The sequence below is a fragment of the Streptomyces sp. YKOK-I1 genome (assembly GCF_054660435.1).
In genome coordinates, this window is sequence record NZ_BAAGDR010000001.1 from 8,730,371 (window position 1) to 8,755,410 (window position 25,040).

The 25,040-nt window shown below is 72.7% G+C and carries 22 protein-coding genes; 8 read left to right on the forward strand and 14 right to left on the reverse strand.

All coding sequences use genetic code 11. The annotated features are described in order from the left end of the window. Window positions 1-53 precede the first annotated feature (53 nt). Window positions 54-3,032 (reverse strand): AAA family ATPase, encoded by a 2,979-nt coding sequence (locus tag ACYQ8Q_RS38855; RefSeq protein WP_460071386.1) that lies wholly within the window; start codon window positions 3,030-3,032, stop codon window positions 54-56. Between the two features lie 148 nt (window positions 3,033-3,180). On the opposite strand from ACYQ8Q_RS38855, the gene ACYQ8Q_RS38860 reads away from it, so the two are divergent. Next, window positions 3,181-6,054 carry a helix-turn-helix transcriptional regulator gene (locus ACYQ8Q_RS38860; RefSeq protein ID WP_460071387.1) on the forward strand — a complete coding sequence of 958 codons (2,874 nt, stop codon included), beginning with the start codon at window positions 3,181-3,183 and terminating at the stop codon, window positions 6,052-6,054. Between the two features lie 41 nt (window positions 6,055-6,095). On the opposite strand, the gene ACYQ8Q_RS38865 is transcribed toward ACYQ8Q_RS38860, so the two are convergent. Further along, window positions 6,096-6,710, reverse strand: a complete 615-nt coding sequence (locus ACYQ8Q_RS38865; RefSeq protein ID WP_460071388.1) for a TetR family transcriptional regulator — start codon at window positions 6,708-6,710, stop codon at window positions 6,096-6,098. A gap of 57 nt (window positions 6,711-6,767) precedes the next feature. Between ACYQ8Q_RS38865 and ACYQ8Q_RS38870 the strand changes: the two genes are divergently transcribed. Beyond that, entirely contained in the window at window positions 6,768-7,463 is a 696-nt protein-coding gene (locus ACYQ8Q_RS38870; RefSeq protein WP_460071389.1) for a class II aldolase/adducin family protein, read from the forward strand. Beyond that, window positions 7,460-8,389 (forward strand): carbohydrate kinase family protein, encoded by a 930-nt coding sequence (locus ACYQ8Q_RS38875; protein ID WP_460071390.1) that lies wholly within the window; start codon window positions 7,460-7,462, stop codon window positions 8,387-8,389. The genes ACYQ8Q_RS38870 and ACYQ8Q_RS38875 overlap by 4 nt, the downstream gene beginning before the upstream one ends. Before the next feature lie 52 nt (window positions 8,390-8,441). On the opposite strand, the gene ACYQ8Q_RS38880 is transcribed toward ACYQ8Q_RS38875, so the two are convergent. The 11 genes from ACYQ8Q_RS38880 to ACYQ8Q_RS38930 form a co-directional block, all read right to left on the reverse strand. Further along, complete coding sequence (locus ACYQ8Q_RS38880) at window positions 8,442-9,305, reverse strand: 3-hydroxybutyryl-CoA dehydrogenase (protein ID WP_460071391.1); 864 nt, start codon at window positions 9,303-9,305, stop codon at window positions 8,442-8,444. Continuing rightward, on the reverse strand, window positions 9,302-10,492 hold the full coding sequence (locus tag ACYQ8Q_RS38885) for an acyl-CoA dehydrogenase family protein (RefSeq protein ID WP_460071392.1): 1,191 nt from the start codon (window positions 10,490-10,492) through the stop codon (window positions 9,302-9,304). The genes ACYQ8Q_RS38880 and ACYQ8Q_RS38885 overlap by 4 nt, the downstream gene beginning before the upstream one ends. 13 nt (window positions 10,493-10,505) lie before the next feature. After that, on the reverse strand, window positions 10,506-11,618 hold the full coding sequence (locus ACYQ8Q_RS38890) for an alcohol dehydrogenase catalytic domain-containing protein (RefSeq protein ID WP_460071393.1): 1,113 nt from the start codon (window positions 11,616-11,618) through the stop codon (window positions 10,506-10,508). 90 nt (window positions 11,619-11,708) lie between these two features. After that, a complete protein-coding gene (locus tag ACYQ8Q_RS38895; RefSeq protein ID WP_460071394.1) occupies window positions 11,709-13,163 on the reverse strand; it encodes a class I adenylate-forming enzyme family protein in 1,455 nt (484 codons plus the stop codon). Next, window positions 13,160-14,398, reverse strand: coding sequence for an NAD(P)/FAD-dependent oxidoreductase (locus ACYQ8Q_RS38900; protein WP_460071395.1), 1,239 nt, complete (start codon window positions 14,396-14,398; stop codon window positions 13,160-13,162). The genes ACYQ8Q_RS38895 and ACYQ8Q_RS38900 overlap by 4 nt, the downstream gene beginning before the upstream one ends. Then, entirely contained in the window at window positions 14,395-14,718 is a 324-nt protein-coding gene (locus ACYQ8Q_RS38905; protein ID WP_460071396.1) for a 2Fe-2S iron-sulfur cluster-binding protein, read from the reverse strand. The genes ACYQ8Q_RS38900 and ACYQ8Q_RS38905 overlap by 4 nt, the downstream gene beginning before the upstream one ends. A gap of 23 nt (window positions 14,719-14,741) precedes the next feature. Beyond that, on the reverse strand, window positions 14,742-15,941 hold the full coding sequence (locus ACYQ8Q_RS38910; RefSeq protein WP_460071397.1) for a cytochrome P450: 1,200 nt from the start codon (window positions 15,939-15,941) through the stop codon (window positions 14,742-14,744). Next, window positions 15,938-16,468 (reverse strand): cupin domain-containing protein, encoded by a 531-nt coding sequence (locus tag ACYQ8Q_RS38915; protein ID WP_460071398.1) that lies wholly within the window; start codon window positions 16,466-16,468, stop codon window positions 15,938-15,940. The genes ACYQ8Q_RS38910 and ACYQ8Q_RS38915 overlap by 4 nt, the downstream gene beginning before the upstream one ends. A 113-nt stretch (window positions 16,469-16,581) precedes the next feature. Further along, window positions 16,582-17,124 carry a MarR family winged helix-turn-helix transcriptional regulator gene (locus ACYQ8Q_RS38920; protein WP_460071399.1) on the reverse strand — a complete coding sequence of 181 codons (543 nt, stop codon included), beginning with the start codon at window positions 17,122-17,124 and terminating at the stop codon, window positions 16,582-16,584. A gap of 38 nt (window positions 17,125-17,162) precedes the next feature. Then, complete coding sequence (locus ACYQ8Q_RS38925) at window positions 17,163-18,011, reverse strand: fumarylacetoacetate hydrolase family protein (RefSeq protein WP_460071400.1); 849 nt, start codon at window positions 18,009-18,011, stop codon at window positions 17,163-17,165. After that, window positions 18,008-18,613: a carboxymuconolactone decarboxylase family protein gene (locus tag ACYQ8Q_RS38930; RefSeq protein ID WP_460071401.1), complete on the reverse strand. Its 606-nt coding sequence runs from the start codon at window positions 18,611-18,613 to the stop codon at window positions 18,008-18,010. Before ACYQ8Q_RS38930 ends, ACYQ8Q_RS38925 begins: the two co-directional genes overlap by 4 nt. Window positions 18,614-18,695: 82 nt before the next feature. Between ACYQ8Q_RS38930 and ACYQ8Q_RS38935 the strand changes: the two genes are divergently transcribed. Then, window positions 18,696-19,547, forward strand: a complete 852-nt coding sequence (locus tag ACYQ8Q_RS38935; protein ID WP_460071402.1) for a VOC family protein — start codon at window positions 18,696-18,698, stop codon at window positions 19,545-19,547. A gap of 47 nt (window positions 19,548-19,594) precedes the next feature. Then, window positions 19,595-21,142: a phenylacetic acid degradation bifunctional protein PaaZ gene (paaZ, locus tag ACYQ8Q_RS38940; protein ID WP_460071403.1), complete on the forward strand. Its 1,548-nt coding sequence runs from the start codon at window positions 19,595-19,597 to the stop codon at window positions 21,140-21,142. Between the two features lie 62 nt (window positions 21,143-21,204). On the opposite strand, the gene ACYQ8Q_RS38945 is transcribed toward paaZ, so the two are convergent. Continuing rightward, entirely contained in the window at window positions 21,205-22,044 is an 840-nt protein-coding gene (locus ACYQ8Q_RS38945) for a TetR/AcrR family transcriptional regulator (RefSeq protein WP_460071404.1), read from the reverse strand. Window positions 22,045-22,192: 148 nt separating this feature from the next. Here ACYQ8Q_RS38945 and ACYQ8Q_RS38950 point away from each other — a divergent pair, with 148 nt between their 5' ends. From ACYQ8Q_RS38950 to ACYQ8Q_RS38960, 3 genes are read left to right on the forward strand one after another with little or no spacing between them, the layout of a single operon-like run. Continuing rightward, the gene (locus tag ACYQ8Q_RS38950; protein ID WP_460071405.1) at window positions 22,193-23,047 is read left to right on the forward strand and encodes an acyl-CoA dehydrogenase family protein; all 855 of its coding nucleotides are present in this window, start codon (window positions 22,193-22,195) and stop codon (window positions 23,045-23,047) included. Then, window positions 23,044-24,204: an acyl-CoA dehydrogenase family protein gene (locus tag ACYQ8Q_RS38955; protein ID WP_460071406.1), complete on the forward strand. Its 1,161-nt coding sequence runs from the start codon at window positions 23,044-23,046 to the stop codon at window positions 24,202-24,204. Before ACYQ8Q_RS38950 ends, ACYQ8Q_RS38955 begins: the two co-directional genes overlap by 4 nt. A gap of 16 nt (window positions 24,205-24,220) precedes the next feature. Beyond that, the gene (locus tag ACYQ8Q_RS38960; RefSeq protein ID WP_460071407.1) at window positions 24,221-25,015 is read left to right on the forward strand and encodes an enoyl-CoA hydratase; all 795 of its coding nucleotides are present in this window, start codon (window positions 24,221-24,223) and stop codon (window positions 25,013-25,015) included. Window positions 25,016-25,040: the final 25 nt, after the last annotated feature.

Consider the following 25,040-nt stretch of genomic DNA (forward strand, 5'->3'; position numbering starts at 1 on the left):
GGTCCCGGCCGTTCGACGGCTAAACACAGGGAAACCTGACGCGAGTTGTCGGGTCAGCGGGAGCGGGTGAGTACGGCGGTGGCGAGTTCCGTGCGGGAGCGTTTTCCGGTGCGGGTGAACAGCCGGGACAGCCGCTGGGCCACCGCGTCCTCGTTGAGCCGCAGGACGATCGCGATCTGACGGTTGGTCAGCTGTTCGGCGAGCAGGGTGGCCAGGAGGTGGTCGTTCTCCGCGGTGGTCTGCTTGCGGCCGGGGGCGGTGAGCCCGGCTGCGCGCATCGAGGTCCTGGTGTGGAAACGCCACAGGGTGGCGCCGGTCATGCCGAACAGTTCGTAGGCTTCGTGCAGCAGCGTGGACGGGCCCGCGCCTGTGGTGGCGGCGGCGACCAGGGTGGTCGCCGTTTCGAAAGGAAGGCCCCGCAGCCGGGCGAGGCCCACGGCCTCGCGCAGGTGCTCGCGAGCAGCGTCGGGGGCGTGCTGGGGCGGGATGTGGGCCGAGGCCAGCAGGAAGCGCAGTCGTGCCCGGTCGCTGCCCGACCGGGCGGCGCTCCGCTCCAGGTGTTGCAGGCTCGCCGCCGCCTCGGCGGGGCGTCCTGCCTCGGCCGTCACCTCGGCGAGCAGAGCCCACAACTCCGCTGCGCCGTGGACCGGGCCGTGGGCCTGCGCCGCGTCCAGCCCGCGACGCAGTGCCTTTTCGGCGCCTCCCAAGTCGCCGAGAGCCTTCCGTACCTCTGCCTCGGCGACGTCCATGGACCACCGCGGTGGCCCCTGCTCGGGGTCCGGCCTGTTCGTCGCCATGTCCAGGGCGCTGGTGAGGCGCCCTCGGGCGAGGAGGATGGCGGCGGTTCGTGAGGGAAGAACATGGCTGTCCAGCCCCGGGGTCTGGCCCTCATCGGTGGCCAGCAGGCGGCGGGCCGACTCCAGTGCCTGGTCCCACCGGCCGGTGAGGTGATGGTGGAGGAACTGGCTGAGCGCGGGCAGCATGCCGACGGTCAGCGCGCGGGAGTCCAGCAGGGATTTCGCCGCGTTCAGTTCATAGCCGACGGCCAGTTCGGCGAACATGGTGTCGGCCAGCGCGTACAGCTTGCCAGGCGGCAATAACGGCGCGTCCGGCATGGTCAGTTCGTGCCGGAAAGCCTCCGGCCTGCCGAGAGCGAGTTCCGCCGAGGCTTTGAAACACGCGGGCGACGCGCGGGCGTACGGGTCGGTGTTCCACACGGATTCCGTCCGGGAGAGCAGCTCCGCTGCTTCCTGATACCTGGCCAGGCGGCGCAGGGCCAGAGCCTGGCCGGTGACCTTGGCGAGTGCCGGCACCGGCAGTTCGTCCCACCAGTGTGCCGTCGCCTGGACGGACAACTCCCGCCAGTTTCTCTGATCTGCCGTCAATGTCACGAGCAGGCAGGCGATCTCCTGCATGGCCAGCGCGGTCAGTGACGCGCCCGGGTTGCGCAGGAGGGCCTCCGCGATGGCCCGGCCCGATGTGTAGTCGCACGCCCTGTAGGCGGCCGTGGCGCATTGCTGAAGGACGGTGTCCCGGGCGGAGTGGTCCTCGACCAGACCGGCGGTGGCCCGCAGCCACCTCTGCACCGCCCCGTCGTCGACACCGGGCTGTACCGCCCGGGCGGCGGCGGTCAGCTCGACCACCGCGCGCTCGCGGTCGATCAGGATACCCGCGTCCGCGATACGGTCCGCTCGGTAGACCAGTGCGTCGTGGGCGTCGGGCACGGCCGGTACCGTGGGGGGTACCTCTGCGGTGTGCGAGGCTTCCGCGTCTGCCCAGAGCGCCTCGACCGCCATGGCCGAAAGCCGGTTGCGTTCGATCGGGTTGAGCCGCTCCCGGAGGGTGTGTGCGGTCAGCGGGAGACGGAAGGTCCAGCCCGGTACCGCAGCGCCGTCGTGGCGGGGCAGTTCTTCGACGATGCCCGCCTCGACCAGGCCGCGGACCGCGCTGCCGGCTGCCTCGGCGGACAAACCGGCCCATGCCGCGGTCAGCCGAAGGGCCGTCCGTCCGAGTGGCCACAGAATGCTCAGTGCCGCGGCCGCCGCGCGATACGGCTCACCGAGACCGTCCACCGCCGTGACGAAGCGGTCGTCGTCCGGCAGGGCGGGCACCGGCGTCGTGGCGGCGATCGAAGCGTGACGGTCGGCGACGCGGATCCGCCCCCGCCGCGTCCAGCCGGTGAGCAGGGCGTCCACGGCTCCCGGGACGCCGCGCGTCAACTCGGTGACCCGCCGGGCCAAGGCGGTGTCGGGCTGCGCCGTCAACCACTGCGCCGCCAGCGCCGTGGTGCCCTCCGGTCCCAGCGGGGCCAGGGCCACTGTGCGGGCCCCCGCCACGCCGGCCAGCCGTTCCAGCTCGGCCGGACTGTCCCGGTTCGGTGCTCCGGCCCCCTCCGGCTGCCGGGCGGGGTACGAGGGATGGCCGACAGCGGACGTCGCGGTGCCCGCACCCCGGTCGTCCGGGCGCGGGACGATGTGCCGCACTGCCGACACCACCAGCCGCACACCGGACGCAAGCTGCGGCCAGCGGATCGCGCTCAGGACGGCCAGCGAGCCGGGGTCGGCGTGTTGGGCGTCATCGACCATGACCGCCACCCCTGCGGACCGGGCAAGAGCGGCACGCAGCGCCGCCTGCATCGCCGCCGGATCACGCTGGTCGGCGGCGGACAACGCCCGAGTGACCAGCCCCCCGGCCGGTTTGCGCGGGTGGGCTGTGGAACGGTGCTCTTCCAGCACCATGACCAGCCGAAGGGCCAGCAGCAGCGGTCGCTCACCGTCGCCGCACACACAGTCCACCGCAAGCACGGTGGTCTCCTGGGCACGCAGCTGCTTCCCGACTGCCCGGAGGAACGCGCTGCGGCCCACGCCGCGTTCACCTCGCACGAGGACCACGCGCGGCCCGTCGGGGGCTCTCAGCCAGTCGTGGATCTGTTCCCACACGCTCTCACGGCCCAACAGGCGCTCGGCGCTGCGGTCCATGACGGCGGGCGTACCCCAGCGGACCAGTCCGTTGACCCTCGGCTGCGCGACCACGGGGCAGTACATCCTTTTCTCACCGGGGGCTTCTTCCGGGCCCGGCCATTATGCGAGCACCGCCAGACGTGAACGGCCGGGGCCCCATGGACGATCTTCTGATGACGGGGACGGTTCGTCTCCGTCCGAGAGCGAGAGAGAGGGAACCGTGCGGCAACAGCGTGCGGCGGTCATCGGCAGAGAGGACGACGTCCGCGCAGTGGCGAACGTCCTGTGCGCGACCGGTGACGCGGCTCGCGTCCTGCTGGTCACCGCTGAGGCAGGGATGGGCAAGACCACCGTGCTGGAACAGGCACGGCACGCCGCGGTCCAGGACGGTGCCGCGGTGGTGCGGCTCGGCCGGCGGGACGAAGAGAGCGAAGACACCGCAGACGCGATCGTCCTCGCCGCCGGCTGCGGCCTGGTCGTTGCCGACCCCGACGGCTTTCTGCCGCCACTGTCCGCCCGAGGGGCACGACTGCGGACTGCCGCGCGGGAAGGCCGGATGAGCGGACTGTTCGCGTTCTGCGAGGTACTGGCTGCGGCAGCCCGGCAGACCCCCTTCGCGCTGGTCGTCGACGGCGTTGAACAGATGCCTCGGCGCAGCGTCGAGGCTCTGGGGCTGCTGCTGCGGGTCTTCCGTCCGCGCGGCGTCCCCGTGGTGGGGGCCGTCAGGTCGGCGCCCGCAGCCGACGGTGCTCGCGCCCAGTTGGCTGCCTCGGCCGACGAAGTCCTCGAACTGGCGCCACTGACACCGCAGGACGTCGCCATGCTCGTCGACGTCCACGTCACCAGGCGGTTCGGCCGTCCGGCCGAACCTGCTCTCGCGGAGGCCGTGTCGCAAGCCCTGGGCATGCTGGCGGGCAATCCGCGGGCCATCCTGTCGGTCCTCGACACCCTGGACGGACCGGACCTGCTGGAACTCGACGGCCTGATGTGCCTCACGCGTGCGGGGAACCGTCTGCGGCTGACCACCGAGGAAGCCTTCCGTCTGGCCTTCGGCCGGCCCCACGCGCCCCCGTACTCCGGGATCGTCGCGGCGGCGATCGTCACCGCCTGCGTGCTGGACCATGCCGACGTGCACGTCGAGGACGTGTTCCGGCTGAGGCCGTCGGACGGCGCCCGGGCTCTCGAACACACACTGGACCGACTGATCACGGACCGGATCCTGACCGCGGACCCGCAAGGCCACCTGTCGTTCGCCGTCCCGGCGCTGGCGGCGGCCTTACGGACCCTTCCCGGCGGGCGCGATGTGCAGGGGAACTCCGCGCGGTTCGTCACGTCGTTGACGGACAGGCTCGGTGCCGAGGCCACGGGCCGGGGCTACCCGAGACTGGCCGATCGCGTCGCGGCCGTCGGCTCGCGCCTGGACGACGCCCTCGCGCTGCCGCTGCTGCTGGCCGCGGCCCGCGAGGAGGCCAGGACCAACTGGCCCCGCTCGGCCCGTGCCTACGCAGCCGCACTGCGCCGGCTCGCGCCACTGGACCGGCGCACCCCTGGAGTGCTCCACGAGGCGAGCAGCTTGAGTCTGCGGCACGGCGACCACGACGGGCTTCTGGCGCTCGGCGAGCCCCTGATCGCCTGCCTCGGCGCGCAGCAGGACGTGACCACCGACCACCCTGAGGCGCTGGAGGAACCGGCCGGGCTGGGAGACGTCGCCCAGGCATGGGCGTGGGCGGCTCTTCACGAACACCGCTCACCCTGCGCCGAGACCACCGACCCCGACTCCAGAGCGCTCCACGCTCTTCCCGCCACGACCGGGCTGACGGCACTCGGCGGCCTCTACGGCATCGGCGTGCCGACGCCCTGGCCGGTGACGACCGTCCACGGTGCTCAGGGCTCCGATCCCGGGCGCCGACGCACGCCCCTGCCCTCGCCCGCCGATGTACGGCTGGTGGCCGCTGCGGTAGGCGGCCGCGTCGGGCTGCGCCGCGCGCGCCGGAGCATGCCGTGCGCCGTCATCGATCAGCGGGCCCTGGACCAGTTGAGCGGCGCCGCCGCCTACGGGGACCTGGCCGGCGCGCTCAGCGCCGTACTCGGCGACCGGTACGCAACGGCAGGGGACTGTGTCGCCGCCCTGTACCAGGGCATGGTGGGTGACTACCTGGCGGGGGACTGGGATGCCGCGCTGGCGGCTGCCCGCCGCGTGGAGGTGCGCAGCCGCACGCACAGCGCCGTGGGCGTGTCCTGCCTGGCACGGGTGCTGGCGGCGGAGATCCACTGCGCACGCGGCGACGTCGTCCGTGCCCGGGCATGGCTCGACATGGTTCCCGACACCTTCACCCATCCGCTGGCGGCGCGGGCGCGGCTGGCCGTCCGGTACGGGTCGGGCCGGGCGGAGGAGGCCTTTGAGGGGGCTTGGCACGAGGCGCGGCAGGCGCGGAAGAGCGGACTTCTCGCCGGTGTCGAGCGGGTGCTCCTGCGCATCCTGTCGCTCGCCGCCTCCGAAGACCGACCGCACATGGTCCAGCAGGCTCTGGAGGAACTGGAAACCCTGCACGAGGAGGCGGTCACACCCATGACCCACGAGGCCCTGCTCATCGGACGCGCCATCGCACTCCGCGACGCCGACAGCGCACAGACCGCGTACCGACTCCTCAGGCGCCGCCGCGACGTTCACCTGAACGTCGTCTGCGGTCTGTGTCTGACCCACCTCGCTGACGACCCCTCCTCCTGGCTGTCCGAGGCCATGCACAACGCCCACCGTCTCGGCCTGGGACGTCCCTTCCGCATGGCCGCCACCCGTGCCGCACAGCGGCGCGGCATCCCCGTCCCGAGGCTCCGCCAGACCTCCGAGGAACTGACCGAAGCCGACGTCGCCGTGGTGCGCATGGTCAGCGACGGCGCGACCAACCGGCAGATCGCCGCGGAACTCGCATGCAGCCACAAAACCGTGGAGCAGCGCCTGACACGGCTGTTCCAGCGCACCGGCTGCCGCTCCCGCGCGGAACTCGCTGCGGCCTGGCTGAACGGAATCCTCACCGGCCCCGGCGTCGCCTCCGCATCCCCTTCATCCGGCTTCGGCCCTCCGGACGATCGCTGACACAGGTTCGCCCGGGACCGGCAGGGGAGAGGCCGGCGGGGTCAGTAGCGCGCGACGACGTCCCTCAGATAGCCGCGCAGCATCACCTTCGCCTCGTCGAGCAAGGCGGTGTCGCCGTCCGCGTCCCGGCGGAACGCCTCCTGGGCGAGCGCGTCGGCCGCGAGGACGGCGGCATGGCAGGCGCGGGCGAGCGGCTCGTCGTCGCGTACGACGTCCAGCGCGAGCAGCACCCGGCGGATCCCGTCGGCCATCCGCCGCTTGTGCTCACGGTCCGCCGCCCGGGCCCGCTCGGTCAGCCCGCTGCCGAACCACAGCGCCCGGAAACCGTGCTCCGTCCGGTAGATCCCGGCGTACGCGTCGATCATCACCCCGACCGGATCCTCCCACCGCTCCACGGCCGCGGCCCGGGCCAGATCGTCCGTGACGCCCTCCAGCCGGGCCAGGTAGCCCGCCGCGAGGGCGTCGATGATCGCGCCGCGATCGGGCAGGTACTGGTAGAGCGAGCCCACGGAGACCTTCGCCCCGGCCGCCACCCGGGTCGTCGTCAGCGCCTCCACGCCCTCCTCGACCAGGATGCGCTCGGCGGCCCGCAGCAGCAGCGCCAGTCGGGCCTTGCTGCGCGCCTGACGGGGGGTACGGCGCAGGGGAGTGTCCAAGAACCGGCTCCGAACGTGAACGTGACTTTGTTTCACGTTTACGCTACCTTCGCGCCCATGACCGCCTCAAGCTCGACGCCGAGCCGGGAGCGGGCCGCCGTCGCGGACGCCTGCCGGCGCCTGGGGGCCGAGGGCCTCCTCATCGGCACGGCCGGGAACGTGAGCGTCCGCGTCGACGACCGGGTCGCCATCACCGCGACCGGAGCGGTCCTCGCCGCGCTGACCCCGGACCAGGTGACCGTGGTCGACCTCGACGGCCAGCACATCGAGGGGACCTACGAGCCGACCTCGGAACTGGAGCTGCACCTCGGCGTCTACCGCCGGTACGGCACCGGAGCGGTCGTCCACACCCATGCGCCGCACGCCACCGCCGTGTCCTGCGTGCTGGACGAACTTCCCTGCATCCACTATCAGTTGCTCGCCCTCGGCGGTACGGTCCGGGTCGCGCCGTACGCCACCTTCGGCACCCCGGAGCTCGCCGAGTCGGTGCTCACCGCCCTCGAGGGGCGCAGCGCCGCCCTGATGGCGAACCACGGCGCCGTCACCCACGCCGTCACCCTCGACCAGGCCGTCGAACACGCCCTGCTCCTCGAATGGGCCTGCGGCGTCTACCAGCGCGCGGCCTCCATGGGCACCCCCCGCTTCCTGGACGAACAGCAGCAACTCGCGGTGATCGAGGCGGCCCTCGCCCGCAACTACGGAACCACCCGTCCCATGCCACCCGCGCAAGAGGAAAACAGGGGGAGCAGATGAAGGTCTTCACGATGGGCGTGCACGTCCTGGACGTCCTGGTCCGGCCGGTCGAGGAGATACCCGAGGGGCAGGGCGCGACCCTGGTCGAGGACATCCGGATGACCGCCGCGGGAACGGCCGGCGGCACCGCCCTCACCCTCGCCAAGCTGGGCGCCGAGGTGCGCAGCGCCGGCGCGATCGGCACCGACCCGACCGGTGACATGCTGGTGCAGTTGCTGAACAGGGCCGGTATCGACACCGGGTTCCTCGTCCGCCGCACCGACACCGCGACCTCCGCCAGCGTCCTGCCCATCCGCCCCAACGGCGACCGGCCCTCGCTGCACCTGCTCGGCGCCAACATCACCTACGGCGTGGACGACGTGCCCTGGGACGCTCTCGCCGAGGCCACCCATCTGCACCTCGGCGGGCCCGAGTTGATCGGGGTGGACACCGCGACGCGGATCCTGTCGTACGCCAAGGACCACGGGGTCGTCACCTCCGTCGATCTGCTCGCTCCGGGGGTGCTCGGCAGCTTCGAGCAGATCGAGGCGGCGCTGCCCTACGTCGACCACTTCCTGCCCAACGAGGACCAGGTCCTCGGTTTCACCGGCGAGGACGATCTGCTCACCGGTGCGCGGAAGTTGCTGGCCGCCGGGGTGGGCGTCGTCGCCGTGACGCGCGGTGGCGACGGGGCGCTGGTGGTGAGCGCGGACGGGGCGGAACCGGTGCCGGCGTTCGTCGTCGACGTCGTCGACACCACCGGGTGCGGGGACGCGTTCTCCGCGGGGTATCTGCGGGGGATCGGGCTGGGGCGTACGCCGAGTGACGCGGCGGTGCTCGGCAGTGCGGCCGCCGCGCTGGTCGCGCAGGGGCTTGGCAGCGATCACGGTGACTTCGATCTGGTGGCTGCCGACGCGTTCGCCTCTTCTGCCAAGTCCCATGCGTGAGCGGGTGCGGCGCCGTCGTGGCTGGTCACGCAGTTCCCCGCGCCCCTGGAGGTCACCCGGCGTAATCATGGAACCCTCTGCCTGACTTCCGGCCCAGCAGGCCCGCTTCCACCATCCGCTGCAGCAGGGGTGGCGGGGCGTGCTGGGGGTCCTTGAAGTCCGCGTACATCGCCTCCGCGATGGCGGTGAGCGTGTCCAGGCCGATCAGGTCCGCCAGGCTCAGCGGGCCCATGGGGTGGGCGCAGCCCAGGACCATGCCCGTGTCGATGTCGTCCGCCGAGGCGTGTCCGGACTCCAGCATCCGGATCGCCGACAGGAGGTACGGCACCAGCAGGGCGTTCACCACGAAGCCGGCCCGGTCCTGGGCGCGGATCACCTTCTTGCCCAGGACCGTCGTGACGAACTCCTCCGCACGGCGCTGTGTCTGGGGACTCGTCAGGAGGGACGGCACGATCTCGACCAGCTCCAGGACCGGGACCGGGTTGAAGAAGTGGACCCCGATCACCTGGTGCGGGCGGCTGGTGGCCATGCCCAGTTTCATCACGGGCAGGGACGAGGTGTTGGAGGCGAGGATCGCGTCCTCGCGGGTGACGGTCCGGTCGAGCTCGGCGAAGAGCCCGGCCTTGACCTTCTCGTCCTCCGTCGCCGCCTCCACCACCAGGTCCCGGTCCGCCAGGGCGGTGAGGTCGGGAGTGACCCGCAGCCGGTCCAGCGCCGCGTCGCGGTCCGCGGCGGTGAGCTTTCCGCGCCGGACGCCCCGCTCCAGCGAGGCGGTGATCCGGGCGCGGCCCGCCTCGGCCGCGGCCGGGGTCACCTCGTGGACCACGACGTCCAGCCCGGCCCGGGCGCAGACCTCGGCGATGCCCGCGCCCATCAGCCCGCAGCCGACCACGCCGACCCGGGAGAGGGCACTCACCGGAACGCCGCCTGCCCCGTCAGCGCCTGCCCGATCACCAGGGTGTGCATCTCCACCGTCCCCTCGTAGGTGAGGATCGACTCCAGGTTGTTGGCGTGCCGGATGACCGGGTACTCCAGCGAGATGCCGTTGGCGCCCAGCACGGTCCGCGCGGTGCGGCAGATCTCCAGCGCCGCCCGGGTGTTGTTGAGCTTGCCGTGGCTGACCTGCTCGGGGCGCAGACCCCGGTCGTCCTTGACCCGGCCGAGGTGCAGGGCCAGCAGGATGCCCTTGTTCAGCTCCAGGGACATGTCGGTCAGCTTGGCCTGGGTGAGCTGGAAGCCGCTGATCGGCCGGCCGAACTGGACCCGGTCGCCCGCGTAGGCCAGGGCGGTCCGGAAGGCGGAGCGGGCGGCTCCCATCGCGCCCCAGGCGATGCCGTAGCGGGCCTCGCTCAGACAGGACAGGGGCCCGCGCAGGCCCCGTACGCCGGGCAGGACGGCGCTGCCGGGCAGCCGTACCCCGTCCAGGACCAGCTCGCTGGTCACCGAGGCCCGCAGCGACATCTTGTGCTTGATCGCGGGCGCCGAGAAGCCGGGCGTGTCGGTGGGGACGACGAAACCGCGGATGCCGTCCTCCGTACGCGCCCAGACCACGGCGACCTCGGCGACCGAACCGTTGGTGATCCACATCTTGCGGCCGTCGAGGACCCAGTTTTCGCCGTCCCGGCGGGCCGCGGTGCGCATGCTGCCGGGGTCGGAGCCGGAGTCGGGCTCGGTCAGGCCGAAGCAGCCGATCGCCGTGCCCGCCGCCATCCTCGGCAGCCACTCCTCCTTCTGTTCCTCGGAGCCGAAGGCGTGGATCGCGTACATCGCCAGGGAGCCCTGCACCGACACCAGGGAGCGCAGCCCCGAGTCGGTGGCCTCCAGCTCCAGACAGGCCAGGCCGTAGTCGACCGCGCTCATGCCCGCGCAGCCGTAGCCCTCCAGGTGCATGCCCAGCAGGCCCAGTTCACCGAGTTCCTTGGTCAGGCCGCGGATGTCCTCGATCCCGCCCCGCTCGAACCACTCGGCGATGTGCGGGTCGACGCGCCGCTCGCAGAAGGTGCGCACGACATCGCGTACGGCACGCTCCTCGTCGCTGAGCAGGCTGTCGAGTTCCAGGAGGTCGAGGGGGTCGGCCGGGCGGCCGGTGTGCGCTGCGTGCATCGTCGCTCTCCCGTCAGGCCTGCGGGCCGATGATGAAGTTGCTGAAACCGCCGTTGCGTACGGCGATCCCGCTGATGGCGTCGTTGACCTGGTCCAGCGGGAACACCTGGTGCTCCAGGGGGCTGAGGTCCAGCAGGCCGGCCCCGGCCATGTCGGCCATGGTCTGGCCCTCGGCGGAGGTGAACCAGGCCGAGCCGATCAGCCTCAGCTGCTGGTCCATCATGTGGTGGACGTCGATCGGCACATCGCCCGCGACGGCACCGATGTTGACGGCGACGCCGCCGCGCGCCAGCGCCCGCATGCCCGCCCGGAACGTCTCGTGCGGGGCGCCCGGGCCGAGGGCGTCGATGTAGATGTCGGCGCCGTGGCCGCCGGTCTCCGCGCGCACCCAGTCGTCGAGCGGGCCGTCGTCCAGGGAGTGCAGACGCAGCCGGCCGTCCGCCAGCCTGCCGACCCGCTCCAGCAGGGCCCGGTCCCGTCCGGTGCCGTACACATGGGTCAGGCCCATGGCGGGCGCGAGGAGGGCGGCGGCGATGCCCAGGGTGCCGCTGATGCCGTTGATCAGGATCCTCTTGCCGGGACCGGCCCCGGCCTTGCGCAGCGCCGAGTACATGGTGCCGATGTAGCCGAAGCGGGCGGCCGCCTCGAAGGACAGCGAGTCCGGCAGCTTCACCAGGCTGTACGCCGGGGCCACCGTGTACTCGGCGAGGCCGCCCTGGTACCGGTCGAGCAGATGGATCGCGGTGGGGGAGAAGCCGAAGTAGCCGGCGAAGGCGTAGCTGGCGCAGTTGATCGAGTCGCCGCCGCGGCACGAGCGGCAGGAGCCGCAGGAGCGGCCCGGGTTGACGTACACCCGGTCGCCGACCTCGAAGCCCTCGACGCCCTCGCCGATCTCCTCGATCACACCCGCCGGGTCGAGACCGAAGATCGCCGGCAGGGTGGGCAGCGGGCTCATCGGGAACCACGTGGTCCACATGTTCAGGATGTTGGCGAGGTTGGGCACGATGTTGACGGCGTGCACGGCCACCCGGACATCGCCGCGGCCGGGCTCGGGAACGGGCAGTTCCTCGATCTTCATCGGCTCGCCGACGTGGTGCATCCGCGCGGCTCGCATGGTCGCACTCATGGCGTCTCCTCGGGGTGTGAGGGCTTCAGGGGTATGGGTGGGGGAGACGGCACCTGCGGCGGTGCGGTCTCCGGTGATCGTCAGCGGTTGTCAGTCGTCCAGCAGGGTGGCGAGACGCGCCCGCTGGAGCTTTCCGGTGGCCCCGCGCGGCAGGGCGGGCACGACCTGGAGTCGGCGTGGCCACTTGTGCCGGGCGAGCCGGCCGTCGAGGTGGTCCCGGATCTCGTCCAGGGTCGGGTTCCCGGACTCGGCGACGAGGAAGGCGGTCACGACCTCGCCCCAGACCGGGTCCGGGGCACCGGACACGGCGACCTCGACGACGCCGGGGAGGTCGGCGAGGGCGTTCTCGACCTCGGCGGGGTCGATGTTCTCCCCGCCGGTGATGATGGTGTCCTTCAGCCGTCCGACGACCGACAGGCGGCCCTCGTCGTCGAACAGCCCGCGGTCCCCCGAGTGGAACCAGCCGTCGTCGTCGGTCACCGGCACCGGTCCGGCGGCGTTCCAGTACACGGCGGCCACCGAGGGGCCGCGCACCCAGATCTCGCCGGGTGTCCCGGCCGGTGCGGGCGTCCCCGTCGCGTCCACGACGGTCAGCTCGACCCGTGGGACGGGCGATCCCGCGGAGCCCGCCGGTGCGTCGGGCGCGGAGTACGTCACCCCGGCCGCGGTCTCCGTCAGACCGTAGGAGTCGACCACCCCGATCCCGCGGGCCCGGAACCGCTCGCGGGTGGCGCTCTGCGCGGGAGAGCCGCCGGAGAGGATCCAGCGCAGGGTGTCGAGGTCGCCGCTGCCGAACCGGGGGTGCCGGGCCAGCAGGGCGGACATCGCGGGGACCGCGAACGCGCAGGTCACCCGGTGGTCGCGGACCAGGTCGACGAACAGGTCCGGATCGAAGCGCGGTGCCAGCACGACCGTGCCGCGCCGCGCCCAGGTGCACTGCGGGAGCCCGCCCAGCACGGCGACATGGGCCAGCGGGGTGGACACGAGCGCGGTGTCGCTCGCCCCGAAGGGCAGCCGGGCCAGGCCGTTGACCATGCTCCAGTGGAGGTTGTCGTGGGTCAGGGCCACGCCCTTGGGCCGGCCGGAGGTGCCGGAGGTGAACGCGACGACCGCGACGTCGGACCCGGCGGGCGGGCCGAGGGAGGAGCACCCGGGGTCCTCGTCCCCGGCCGGGTGCAGGTCCTCCCAGCCCAGCCGGTGACCCGTACCCGCCGGGAAGCCCTCGTCGGCCACCACGGCCACCGGCCGGGTCTCCTCGCAGACCACCGCCAGCTCGCCGCCGGTCACCTGCGGATGCAGCGGCACGAGCACCGCGCCCGCCCGGGCCACCGCGAACAGGGTGATCAGGGCCTCGGGGCGGGCCGCCCCCTGCATCACCACCCGGTCGCCCCTGCGCACCCCGTACTTGTCGAGGCGGGCGACGGTCCGCCGGACCGCGCGCTCCAGCTCGGCGTAGGTCCAGGTGCGGTCCCCGAAGACCAGGGCGGTCCGGGAGCCGGCCTCGGCCGCCGCGGCGGTCAGATGCGCGCCGAACGTGTCCGTCATGTCCGCACCTCCGCCGCGCGTCTCGCGCGGGCGAGCGCGCCGAGGGTCGTCCCCGCCAGTTCGGCGGCGGACACCGGCGTCCCGCGTTCCAGGAGCCGGCGGGCCGCGAGATGCTCGGCGGGCCAGTCCAGGGTCTCCACCGCCACCAGGAGCCCGTCCCGGAAGGCGTACGCGGCCAGCCGCTCGGGGGAGTCCCCGGCCGCGAGGCGCACCTCGTCGGAGGGCGCCCGCAGCCCGGCGATCCGGAGCCTGACGTCCCCCTGGTCGCTCCAGAACCACGGCAGCCCGGCATACGGCTCCGGCGGCTGCCCGGCGAGCCGGCGGCCGACCAGCGCCCCCTGGTCGGTGGCGTTCTGCACCGACTCCAGCCGCACCGGTCCGGCCGCGTGCGGATGCGGAGCGCGGGCGCAGTCGCCGACGGCGGAGATCCACGGGTCGGACACCGAGCACAGCCGCTCGTCGACCAGCACCCCGTCGTCCACGGCGAGACCGGCGTCCCGGGCCAGTTCGTCGCGGGGGGCGGCGCCGATGCCGTACACGACGAGGTCGGCGGGCAGGACGCCCGCGGACGTCACGACCCGCTCCACCCGCCCCGCGCCCTCCAGGGCCCGTACGGCGGTGCCGGTGAGGACGCGGACACCGGAGCGTTCGTGGCGCTCGCGCAGCCGGGGCTCCAGCTCGGGGGAGAGCGCGCGGCCGAGCAGCCGGCCGGCGAGTTCCACGACGGTCACCCGGGCGCCGTGCGCGAGGGCCACCCGGGCCAGTTCGAGGCCGATGAAGCCGCCGCCGACGACCACCACGTCCCGGGCCGTCGCGAGCGCCGCGCCGACGGCCAGCGCGTCGTCCAGGGAGCGCACGGCGTGCACACCGGGGAGGCCGGCGCCGGGGACGGGCAGCCGGCGGTTGCGGGCGCCGGTCGCGAGGACGAGACGGGTGTACGGGACGCGGGCGCCGGAGCGGGCGAGGACCGTACGGGCGGCGGGGTCGAGGGAGACGACGGCGTCGTCCAGCCGGAGGGCGATGTCCCGCTCCCGGTAGAAGCTCTCCGGGACCAGGGAGACCTCGGGGCCGTCCGGACCGGTGTGCGCCTTCTTCGACAACGGCGGCCGCTGGTACGGCAGATGCGGCTCGGCCCCGAACAGGGTGAGGGGACCGTCGTAGCCGCAGGCGCGCAGGGTGGAGGCGACGCTGTAGCCAGCCTGCCCCCCGCCCACGATCACCACGCCCGCGCTCACACCTGCTCCTCGGGGACGTGGACGACCAGTCCGTCCAGGGCGTCGGAGAGAACCACCTGGCAGCTCAGGCGGCTGGTGGGGCGGCGTTCGGCGGCGGTGAAGTCCAGCATCTCGTCCTCGACGTCGTTCGGCGGACCCGCCGGCCCGCTCTGCGCGGGGTCGAGGTAGACGTGGCAGGTGGCGCAGGAGGCGTTGCCGCCGCACTCGGCCACGATGCCCGGCACGCCGTGGGAGACGGCCGCCTGCATGAGCACGGTCCCCGACGCGGCGGCGACCTTGTGTTCGGTTCCGTCGGGCGACCGGAAGATGACGGTGGGCATGAAGTCCTCCCGATGGGGACGGCTCAGGCTGCTTGCCAGGTGACGTTCAGCGAGGTCAGCCCGCGGAACACCCAGCCGTCCAGGCGATCGTCCGCGCCCTCGGCGAGGTGCAGACCCTTCAGACGGCTGAAGACGAGGGGCCAGGCGATGGCGCTGACCTCGTGGCGCGCGACCCACGCGCCCATGCAGAAGTGCGGACCGCCGCCGAAGGCGAGATGCGGGCGGTGCGGCCGGTCGGGGTCGAACTCCCCGGCCCGCTCGAACACCGACTCGTCCCGGTTGCCCGAGGCGATGACCAGGGCGACACGGCTGCCGGCCGGGAGGGTCACCCCGGCGATCTCGTACTCCCGGGTGAGCTGGCGCGGATACATGCCGATCGGCGAGACCCAGCGGGCGGTCTCCTCGAAGACCCGCTTCCAGGAGGCCGGGTCGGCGAGGACCCGGTCCAGCATCTCGGGGCGGTGCAGCAGCGCCCAGGCGCCGACCCCGAAGACGTCCCGCGGCTCGTTGACCCCGCCGCCGATGATCACCTTGACGTTGTTCTGGATCTCGGACAGCTCCACCGGGGCGGCCGTGTGGACCATGGAGGAGATCACCGAGCCGTCGGGCTCGCGGCGGGCCGCCTCGGCGGCCTCGGCGACCGCCTCCTCGATGGCCCGGGTGGCCCGCTCGGCGCGCAGCCAGACCCCGGGGTCGTCGGCGTAGTTGCCGTTGGCGGCCATCATCGCCCGCGACCAGTCGGAGACGTCCGCGGCGCTCGTGGTGCGCAGTCCGAGGACGAGCGCCAGGTTGGCGGCCGCGAGGGGTTCGGCGAAGTCGGCGATCAGATCGGCCTCGCCGCGGCCGGCGATCCCTTCGAGCAGGTCGTGCGCGGTCTTCTCGAAGGCGCCGGCCCACAGGTCGCGGACCTGCCGGGGACGGGTGGGCGGCTCGGCCGCGGCCCGCAGCCGGCGGTGGTCCGGATCGTCCTCGCGGAGCATGTTCGGGCCGACCGTGCGCAGCAGCAGCGAGCCCTCCTCGCGGGAGGAGAACACCTCGGGCAGCTTCTCCGCGTGGACGATGTCCTCGTGGCGGGTGAGCAGATGCCGGCCGACCGAGGGCACCCAGGCGAGCGGGGCGGCGCGGCGCAGCTCGGCGTAGGCGGGGTAGGGGTCGCGGCACAGCTCGTCGAGGTCCAGGTCGACGACCGGAGCGCCGGGCGCCGCCGTCGTCAGGGCGCTCATGCGGTGCTGCCCGCGCCGATCAGTACGAAGAACACGGTGGCGGGCTCGGTGCCGTTGTTCCGCCAGGCGTGCCGGGTGCCGTTCTGCACGATCAGGTCGCCGGGCTTCAGCGCGGCCGTCTCCCCGCCGTCGAGGTCCAGGACGATCTCGCCGCTGAGGACGACGCCGTAGTCGACGGTGGGGGTGGTGTGCATGCCGGGGTTGTCCGGCTCGAACAGCTCGGCGAGGCCCGGGGTGGCCTCCAGCTGCTCGGCGCCGGCCGCCGCCGGGTCCCAGCCCGGGTCGGCGTACACGCCGGCCGGGGGGAAGGTGACGGTCAGCGCGACCGTCTCGCCGGGCGCCGGAACATAGGACGTGAGTGACGCCGTCGGATCGTCGGACGGGGCGGCGGGTGCCGTCGTGTTCCACACCAGGGAGCGACCGAAGCCGGGGGTGTGGGTGTACTGACGGGTGAGGGGCGGCTCCCCGTCGCTGACGATGACGGGCTTGCCGCTGGAGCTGACACCGGTGACGACACGACGGACCATGATTCTCTCCCTTGAGAAACCAGCCTGTTGTTAGATGCTTGACAGTTAGATGCCTGATGAAAAAACACCTGTGACGGTGCGCCGGTCCCCCGGAGGCCGCCCACCGAGGCCGCTCACTCCGCGGGCGGTGTCTCCTGGTTGACCAGCGTACGCAGCAGATGCACCAGCTCACTGAGCTGGTCGTCGCGCAGCACGCCGGTCCAGGCCCGCTCGCGCCGGGTCTGGGCCTCGATGGCCCGGCGCAGGGTCTCGCGGCCCTCGGCGGTCAGCTCGACCGTCAGCTGGCGGCGGTCGGTCTCCACCCGCTCCCGGGTCACCAGGCCCCGGCTCTCCAGGGTCGCGAGCGCGCTGGAGATGGAGGCCCGGGTGGAGCCGGAGACCCGTCCGATGTCCTGCTGGGCGAGCGGGCCGTAGACCCACAGCGCGTTCAGGATCCGGAAGCCCGCCCAGGTCAGTCCGAGCGGCCGGTGGACGTGCTTCTCGAAGTCCTTGGTCAGGCGGGCCTCGAGCCGGGTGAGGTCGGTGACCATCTCGATCGCGTCGAGGTCCCGGGGCTCGGTGGTGCCCAGCTCGCGGTGGTGGTGGCGCAGGAGCTCCGAGAACTCCCGGGTCCGGCTGGCAGCGCCGAGGCCCGGCTCGCCCACGGTGTCCGTCACGATCTCCCGCCCTTTCCGTTGGGGCCGGCCGGCTGGGGTCAGCCGGCGACGACCGGGTTGACCATAGTGCCGACGCCGGTGACCTCGGTCCGCAGGACCTTACCCGCGGTGAGGTAGAGACGAGGAGTGCGGCGGACGCCGCAGCCGGCCGGGGTGCCCGTGAAGATCAGGTCGCCCGGCTCGAACGTCACCCGCTTCGACAGCCAGGCGATCAGCTCCGGCACGCTGAAGATGAGGTCCGAGGTCCGGCCCCGCTGTACCTCCAGGTCGTCGACCCAGCCCGCCACCTCGATGTCGTCGGGGTCGGCGAACTCGTCGAGCGTCACCAGATACGGCCCGATCGGGCTGAAGGTGTCGTACGACTTCGGCAGCGTGAACTGGTTGATCGGCTTGCGCCACTGCTCCTTGCGGTCGGAGACGTCCTGGCCGGCGGTGACACCGGCGACGTACGACCACGCCTCGGCCTCGGGGATGTTCTTGCCGGTGCGGCCCATGACGACGACCAGCTCGGCCTCGTAGTCGACCTTGTCGTACTGCGGCTCGACCACGATCGCGTCGTACGGCCCGACGACCGACGAGGCGAACTTCGCGAAGACCGACGGCTCGTCCGGGACCGGCAGATTCGACTCCTCGGCGTGCGCCCGGTAGTTCAGCGCGACCCCGATCGCCTTGTACGGCTTGGCCACCCGCCCCAGGTCACGCGGTGCGAACGGCTTCCAGGCGGACGCGTCGGCGGACTCGGCCAGCGCCCGCAGCTCGTCGTGGCGGGAGAGGTCGGCGAGCACCTCCAGGCGCGGCTCGATCGCTCCCTTGCTCGCGTCCGCGATGTCGAGGGCGAGGTCGTCGCGGACGACGACCGGGCGGCCGGCGAGGTGGGCGAGCTTCATGCGGCTTCTTCCTTCTGGTCGCGGGTCCGGGGCAGGGGCAGGGCCGGCTCGCCCTCCACCCGCACGCCGAGGGTGTTGATGACGGTGGCGATGGTCAGGTACTGGCCGACCGTGTAGAGGACGTCGATGATCTGCTCCGTGCCCAGGTGCTCGGCCAGCCGGCCCCACAGCTCGTCGTCCACGCCCTGGTGGTCCAGGAGCGAGTCGGTGGCGGTGAGCAGCACCCGGTCGAGCTCGTCCAGTCCGTCCCAGTCGCCGTGCGCGGCGGCCAGGATCGTCCCGTCGGCGAGCCCGGCCCGGCGGGCGATCCGTACGTGCTGGTCCCACTCGTAGGCGGCCCGCGCCCGGGCGGCGATCCTGAGGATCATCAGTTCCCGGGAGGGCAGCGGCAGGGTGTTCTTCCCCAGCACGTGGTTGCCGAAGACGAGGAAGCGGCGCAGGGCGTCCTCGTGGTGCGCGAGGGTCGTCCAGATCGTGTAGATCCGGCCGTCCTGATCGCGGTACGGCGCCAGCGACGCGAGCGTCTTCTCGTGCAGCTCGCTCTCGTCGACGGGCTGCAGTCGGGCCTTCTCGGGCACCTTCGCGGGCACTTCTCCCGGCATCGTCGGACCTCCTCGGCTCGATGACGTCAACGTATTCGTATGACCCTTGACCGTCAAGGGTCTGACAAATACCGTCTTCGTCATGACGATCCAGAGCCTGGGGTACGTGGGTATCGGCGCCCCCGACCCGACAGCATGGGCAAAGTACGCCCGCAACGTGATGGGCCTCGCGGTCGAGCCCGGGGACTCCGTGCCCTACCGCCTGCGCATGGACCAGCACCCGTTCCGGATGTGGCTGACCGAGGCGGAGACCGGCGGTGTGACGGTCATCGGCTGGGAGGTCCGCGACGCCCTGGCCATCGACGCGATGACCGTCCGTCTGAAGGAGGCCGGTGTCGACGTCACCGTCGGCACGGACGAGGAGTGCCAGGACCGCCAGGTGGCCCGCATGGTGCACTTCACCGGCCCGCTCGGCATCCGCACGGAACTCTTCTGCGGCCGCCGCCTCGCCCCGACCCGGTTCGTCTCGCCGCTCGGCGTCGACTTCGTGACCGGTGAACAGGGGCTGGGGCACGTGGTGATGAAGACGCCGCGCGTGCAGGAGGCCGTCGACTTCTACTGCGACGTCCTGGGCTTCCGGCTCAGCGACACCGCCGACTATCCCTGGGGCACCTTCTACTTCCTCGGCTGCAACCCGAGGCACCACAGCATCGCCTTCATCCGGTCGTACAAGAACGAGGGCACCCACCACATCCTGTGCGAGGTCACCAGTACGGAGGAGGTCGGCCGTGCCCTCGACCGCACCCGTGAGTACGACGTCAAGCTGATGGCGACACTCGGCAAGCACGCCAACGACGGGATGTTCTCGTTCTACATGACCTCACCGGCGGGCTTCGGCATCGAGATCGGGGCGGGCGGTGTGCAGGTCGACGAGAGCACCTGGGTCAGCCGTGTCCACACCGCCGACATCTGGGGCCACCACCCGGTGCCGTAAGGCACGCACCTCCCTGTGACGTTCTCGAAGAAAGCGGGCCGCTTCCCATGCTCCAGAGCCATCTGCAGGACACCTGGGTCACCCCCACCGCCGCGGACGGGTCCGCGACCGACGTGCACGACGCGGTCACCGGGGACCTGGTGTGCCGTGTCTCCTCCGCCGGCCTCGACCTGGACGGGGCGTTCGGCCACGCCCGCCGCGTCGGCGGCCCCGCGCTGCGGGCCCTGACCTTCCACCGGCGGGCCGGTCTGCTGGAGGCCGTCGCGGACGCCGTGCGCGCCCGCCGTGCGGAGCTGTACGCCCTGTCCGTCCGCGCCGGCGCCACCCTGAACGACGCCCGGTACGACGTCGACGGCGGTGTCCGCGTCCTGCGCGACTACGCCGCCCGGGCCCGCGCCGGACTCCCGGACGCACCCCATCTGGTCGAGGGTCCCGCCGAACGTCTCGCCCGTGCCGGGGACTTCCTCGGCGTCCACCTCGTCACGCCCTCCCCGGGGCTGATGCTCCAGGTCAACGCCTTCAACTTCCCTGTCTGGGCCCCGCTGGAGAAGCTCGCGCAGGCCGTCCTGGCGGGCCTGCCGAGCGTGGTGAAGCCGGCCACCCCGACGGCGTACCTCACCGAGCACCTGGTCCGGATCGTGACGGAGGCCGGCGTCCTGCCGCCCGGCGCGCTCCAGTTGGTCGTCGGCTCGGTCCGGCCGGCCCTCGACCTCCTCGGGGAGCAGGACGTCCTGTCCTTCACCGGCTCCGCCGCCACCGCCCAGACCCTGCGCGTCCACCCGGCCCTGGTGTCCCGCTCCGTCCGCCTCAACGCCGAGGCCGACTCCGTCAACGCGATCGTCCTCGCCCCCGACGTCACCCCCGGCACACCGCTGTTCGACGCGTTCGTGCGCGAGGTGGTGACCGAGATGACGGTCAAGGCGGGGCAGAAGTGCACCGCGATCCGCCGGGTCCTGGTCCCCCGCGAGCAGGAGGCCGCCGCCCTCGACGCGATCGCCGCCGAGCTGGCCGGGGTGACCGTCGGCAACCCCGCCGCCGAGGGCGTCCGGATGGGCGCGGTCGTCAGCCTCGCCCAGCGGGAGGACGTACGGCGGGCCGTGCGCCGGATCGCCGCGTCGGGGCGGTTCGTGCACGGTGACCCGGACAAGGTGCGGGTCACCGACGCCGACCCGGAGCGGGGCGCCTTCCTGGACACCCTTCTCCTCTCCGCCGACCCGGAGGCCGCCGACCCGCACGAGGTCGAGCCGTTCGGACCGGCGGCGACCGTCCTGGCGTACCGGGACACCGCGCACGCGGCGGACCTGCTGGCGCGCGGACGCGGCAGCCTCGCCGCGTCCCTGGTGAGCGACGACGTCCCGTGGACCACCGCCCTCGTCGCGGAGACGGCCGCCTGGCACGGCCGGCTGCACCTGCTCGACTCCGTCACCCTGGCGGGGACCACCGGGCACGGATCGCCGCTGCCCGCGCTGCGGCACGGCGGACCCGGCCGGGCCGGCGGCGGCTCGGAGCTGGCGGGCCTGCGGGGCGTGCTGGACCTGATGCAGCGGACCGCGGTGCAGGCGTCACCGCGGATGCTGGACGCGCTCGGAGCGTGAGACGCGGCCGGGGAGGCCGCCTGGTCGCGTGCGCGGGGCGGCCTCCCCGGCCGTGTGCGGGATCAGGCCTTGGTGCGGGACGCACCGGCCGGGGACTTGGGGGCCGTGGACCGGCTCGTCGTGCGGCGTGCGGCGGTCGCCTTCTTGGCGGGGGCCTGCGCGGCGGGCTCGGACGCGGTCGCCTCCGCCCCGGCCCCGTCCTCGGGCTCCTCCTCCGCGGGGGTGCTGGTGACCGCCCCGCCCGTGATCCCGCCCAGGCAGAACGCCCACACCTCCTCGGCGGAGATCGGTGAGGGATGCGCGCCGACCGGGGCCGCGGGGGCCCGGGCGGTGAACATCGCCGTCTGCATGATCAGGGAGGCGGTGCGGCGCGGCTTGGGGGAGACGGCCTGGCCCGCCGCCACGGCCTCCTCCACCAGCTCGGTGAAGAAGCCGAGCAGCGGCAGATGCGCGGTGGCCACCTGGTCGGGATGGCTGACCAGAAGCTGGATGGCGAAGTCGGTGAACAGCGGGGACTGGGCGCCCGCCCGCGGCTCGGAGGAGTGGTACAGCAGGTCGACCGCGATCCGCAGCCGCTCCAGCGGGTCGCGCCCGGCCGCCGAGGCCTCGCGGATCTGCGCGGCCGACCGGGACAGGGCGTCCTCGAAGAGCGCGAGCAGCAGCTCGTGCTTGCCGTCGAAGTGCTGGTAGAAGCTGCGCAGCGACTGGCGGGAACGCTCCACGACCTCCTGCACGGTGAAGTCGGTGGTGCCCTTGTCGGCGATCAGCTCCTGCGCGGCGTCCAGGAAGCGCTGGACGCGTTGCTCCGCGCGCAGCTTCGCGGCGCGCGTGGAGCGCTCGACGGCACGCTGCCGCCAGGCTGGCTCGGGTGTCTCGACCGGATCTGCGGGGACGGCACTCATGGAAGAACGGTACTCCACTCATGTGAAAAGAGAGGGCGCTCCCCCTACCGCATAGCGCTGTCTCAGAAACAAGACTCTTACTTCCCGATAGTGAGAATGTTATTCTCACTCGCGTCTGTGTGCCCAGCGTCCGCGGAGGGGGACCGGCGTGGAGTTCGAACTCGACGACGAGCAGCGGCTGCTGCGCCGCACGGTGCGTGAGACGGTCGCCAAGGTGCGCGGCCGGCCCGAGCGGGAGCAGTGGGAGACCTATCTGCGGCTGGGCTGGCTGGAGGCGCCCCCGCTGGAACTGGCGCTCGTCCTGGAGGAACTGGGCCATGCCGCCGACCCCACCCCGTTCCTGGCCACCGCCACCTGGTTCGTCCCGCTGGCCGGGCGGCTCCCCGAGGGCAGCGGCACCGCGGTCTTCGACGGCCTCGGACGGTACGTCCTCGACGCCGACCGTGCCGACGAGGTCGCCCTGCTCACCCCGGACGGCGTCGAAATCGTGCCCGGCGCCGCGCTGGCCGCCGAGCGGATCCCGGTCCTCGACCCGCGGCTGCACGTGGCCCGGGTCCGGGCGCCCGGCGAACTCGCCCCCGGCGTACCGGATCTGGCGCTCACCGGGCTCGCCGCCACCGCGGTCGGCGCCTGCCGCCGGGTCCTCGACCTCGTCCTGGCCCATGTGCGGCAGCGGGTGCAGTTCGGGCGGCCGCTCGGCTCCTTCCAGGCCGTCCAGCACAAGGCCGCCGACATGCACGTGGCGATCGAACGCGCCCGTGCCCTCACCCACTTCGCCGCCCTGACGATCGCCGAGGACGACCCCCGCCGCACCCGGGCCGCGCACATGGCCAAGGCGGCGGCGGGGGAGTGCCAGCGGCTGGTCTTCCGGCACGGCCTCCAGCTCTTCGGCGCGATGGGCTTCACCTGGGAGAACGAGCTCCAGTGCGTGCTGAAGCGGGCCCAGGCCTGCGACCTCCTCCTCGGTACCGCGTCCGCCCACCGGAAGGCGCTGCTCCCATGATGAGACTGGCGGACGACCCCCAGGTCACCGCGTTCCGCGCCGAGTTCGCCGCGTTCCTCGACGCGCACCTGCCCGCCGAGGCCGAGGCCCGGGAACGCCCCCGCTCCAGCGCCCATGTCCCCGGCTGGGCCCGGCACTGGCAGCGCACCCTGTTCGACCACGGCTGGCTGCTCCCCGGCCAGCCTCCCGAGTACGGCGGCCGGCACGCCACCCTGCCCCAACAGCTCGCCCATCTGGAGGAGTTGGCCGACCGGCGCATCTACCACAGCTTCAACCCCCAGGGCCTGGGCATCGTCGCCGCCTCGCTGCTCACGTTCGGCACCGAGGAGCAGAAGGCCCGCTGGGCGGTGCCGATCCTGCGCGCCGAGCTCACCGCCGCGCTCGGCATGAGCGAACCGGAGGCGGGCTCCGACCTCGCCTCCCTGCGCACCCGGGCGGTCCTCACGGGCGATGTCTTCGTCGTCGACGGGCAGAAGATCTGGACCTCCGGCGCCCATGACGCCGACGTCCTGCTCACCTTCGTGCGCACCGATCCCGACGCGCCGCGGCACCGGGGCATCAGCGCCCTGCTGATCCCGACCGGCACCGAGGGCGTCGTCCGCCGTCCCTTCGGCTCGATCGCCGCCGAGGACGACCTCGACTTCAACGAGGTGTTCCTCACCGGCGTCCGCGTTCCCCGCGAGCACCTCGTCGGCCCCCTGAACGAAGGCTGGCGGGTGGCGAACGGCTCCCTCGGCCATGAACGCACCCTGCTCTGGCTGTCGTACGCCGAACGCCTCGCGGACCTGGTGCGCGACGCCGCCGGTACGGGCGGCGACCAGGAGTGGTACGCCACGCTCCAGATGGACCTCCAGGCCCTGCGCCTGCTCGGCCACCGGCAGCTGGGCCCGGACCGCGACCCCGCCGAGATCTCGGTGCTGAAGCTGCTGGGTTCCGAGGCCGTCCAGAACGCCTCCCTGCACGCCCTGGAGGCGGCGGGCGCGGACGCGCTGCCGCACCCGGCGCGCACCGGCCCGCACCACCACATGAACAACGAGGACTTCGTCTCCAGCTGGTTCGAGCGCCATGCGCGCAGCTTCGCCGGCACCATCGCGGGCGGCACCAGCGAGATCCAGCGCAACATCATCGCCGAGCGCCTCCTCGGCCTGCCCCGCTGACCACCCAAGGAGCGGCATGGACCAGATCCTGTACGACGCCGAGGACGGCATCGCGACCATCGCCCTGAACCGCCCCGAAGTCGCCAACGCCCAGACCATGGCGCTCCTCGACGACCTCGACGCCGCCTTCACCCGCGCCGCCCGCGACGAGGACGTACGGGTCGTCGTCCTGCGCGCCAACGGCCGGCACTTCTCCGCCGGGCACGATCTGAAGGACCGCTGGCCGGGGCCCGGCGAGATCACCCTGGAGTGGATCTACGACGCCGAGACGCGCCGCTATCTGGAGTACTCCCTGAAGTGGCGCAACCTGCCGAAGCCCACCATCGCGGCGGTGCAGGGCAAGTGCATCGCCGCCGGGCTGATGCTGTGCTGGCCCTGCGATCTGATCGTCGCCGCCGAGAACGCCGAGTTCTCCGACCCGGTGGTGCACATGGGCATCGGCGGTGTCGAGTACCACGGCCACACCTGGGAACTGGGCCCGCGCAAGGCCAAGGAGATCCTCTTCACCGGCCGCCCGCTGACCGCCCGCGAGGCGGAACAGGTCGGCATGGTCAACAAGGTGGTGCCGCTGGACGAACTCGACACCTCCGTGCGGGACCTGGCCCACCGCATCGCCCGAATGCCCCCCTTCGGCCTGCGCCAGGCCAAGCGCGCCGTCAACCAGACCCTCGACGTCCAGGGCTTCTACGCCGCCCTCCAGTCCGTCTTCGACATCCACCAGACCGGCCACGGCAACGCCCTGAGCGTGGACGGCTTCCCGATCCTGACCCGCCTGGAGGAGATGAAGCAGCACGTCCGAGGGGGTTCATAAGCCTGCTGTGACCGCGGGCGGCGGG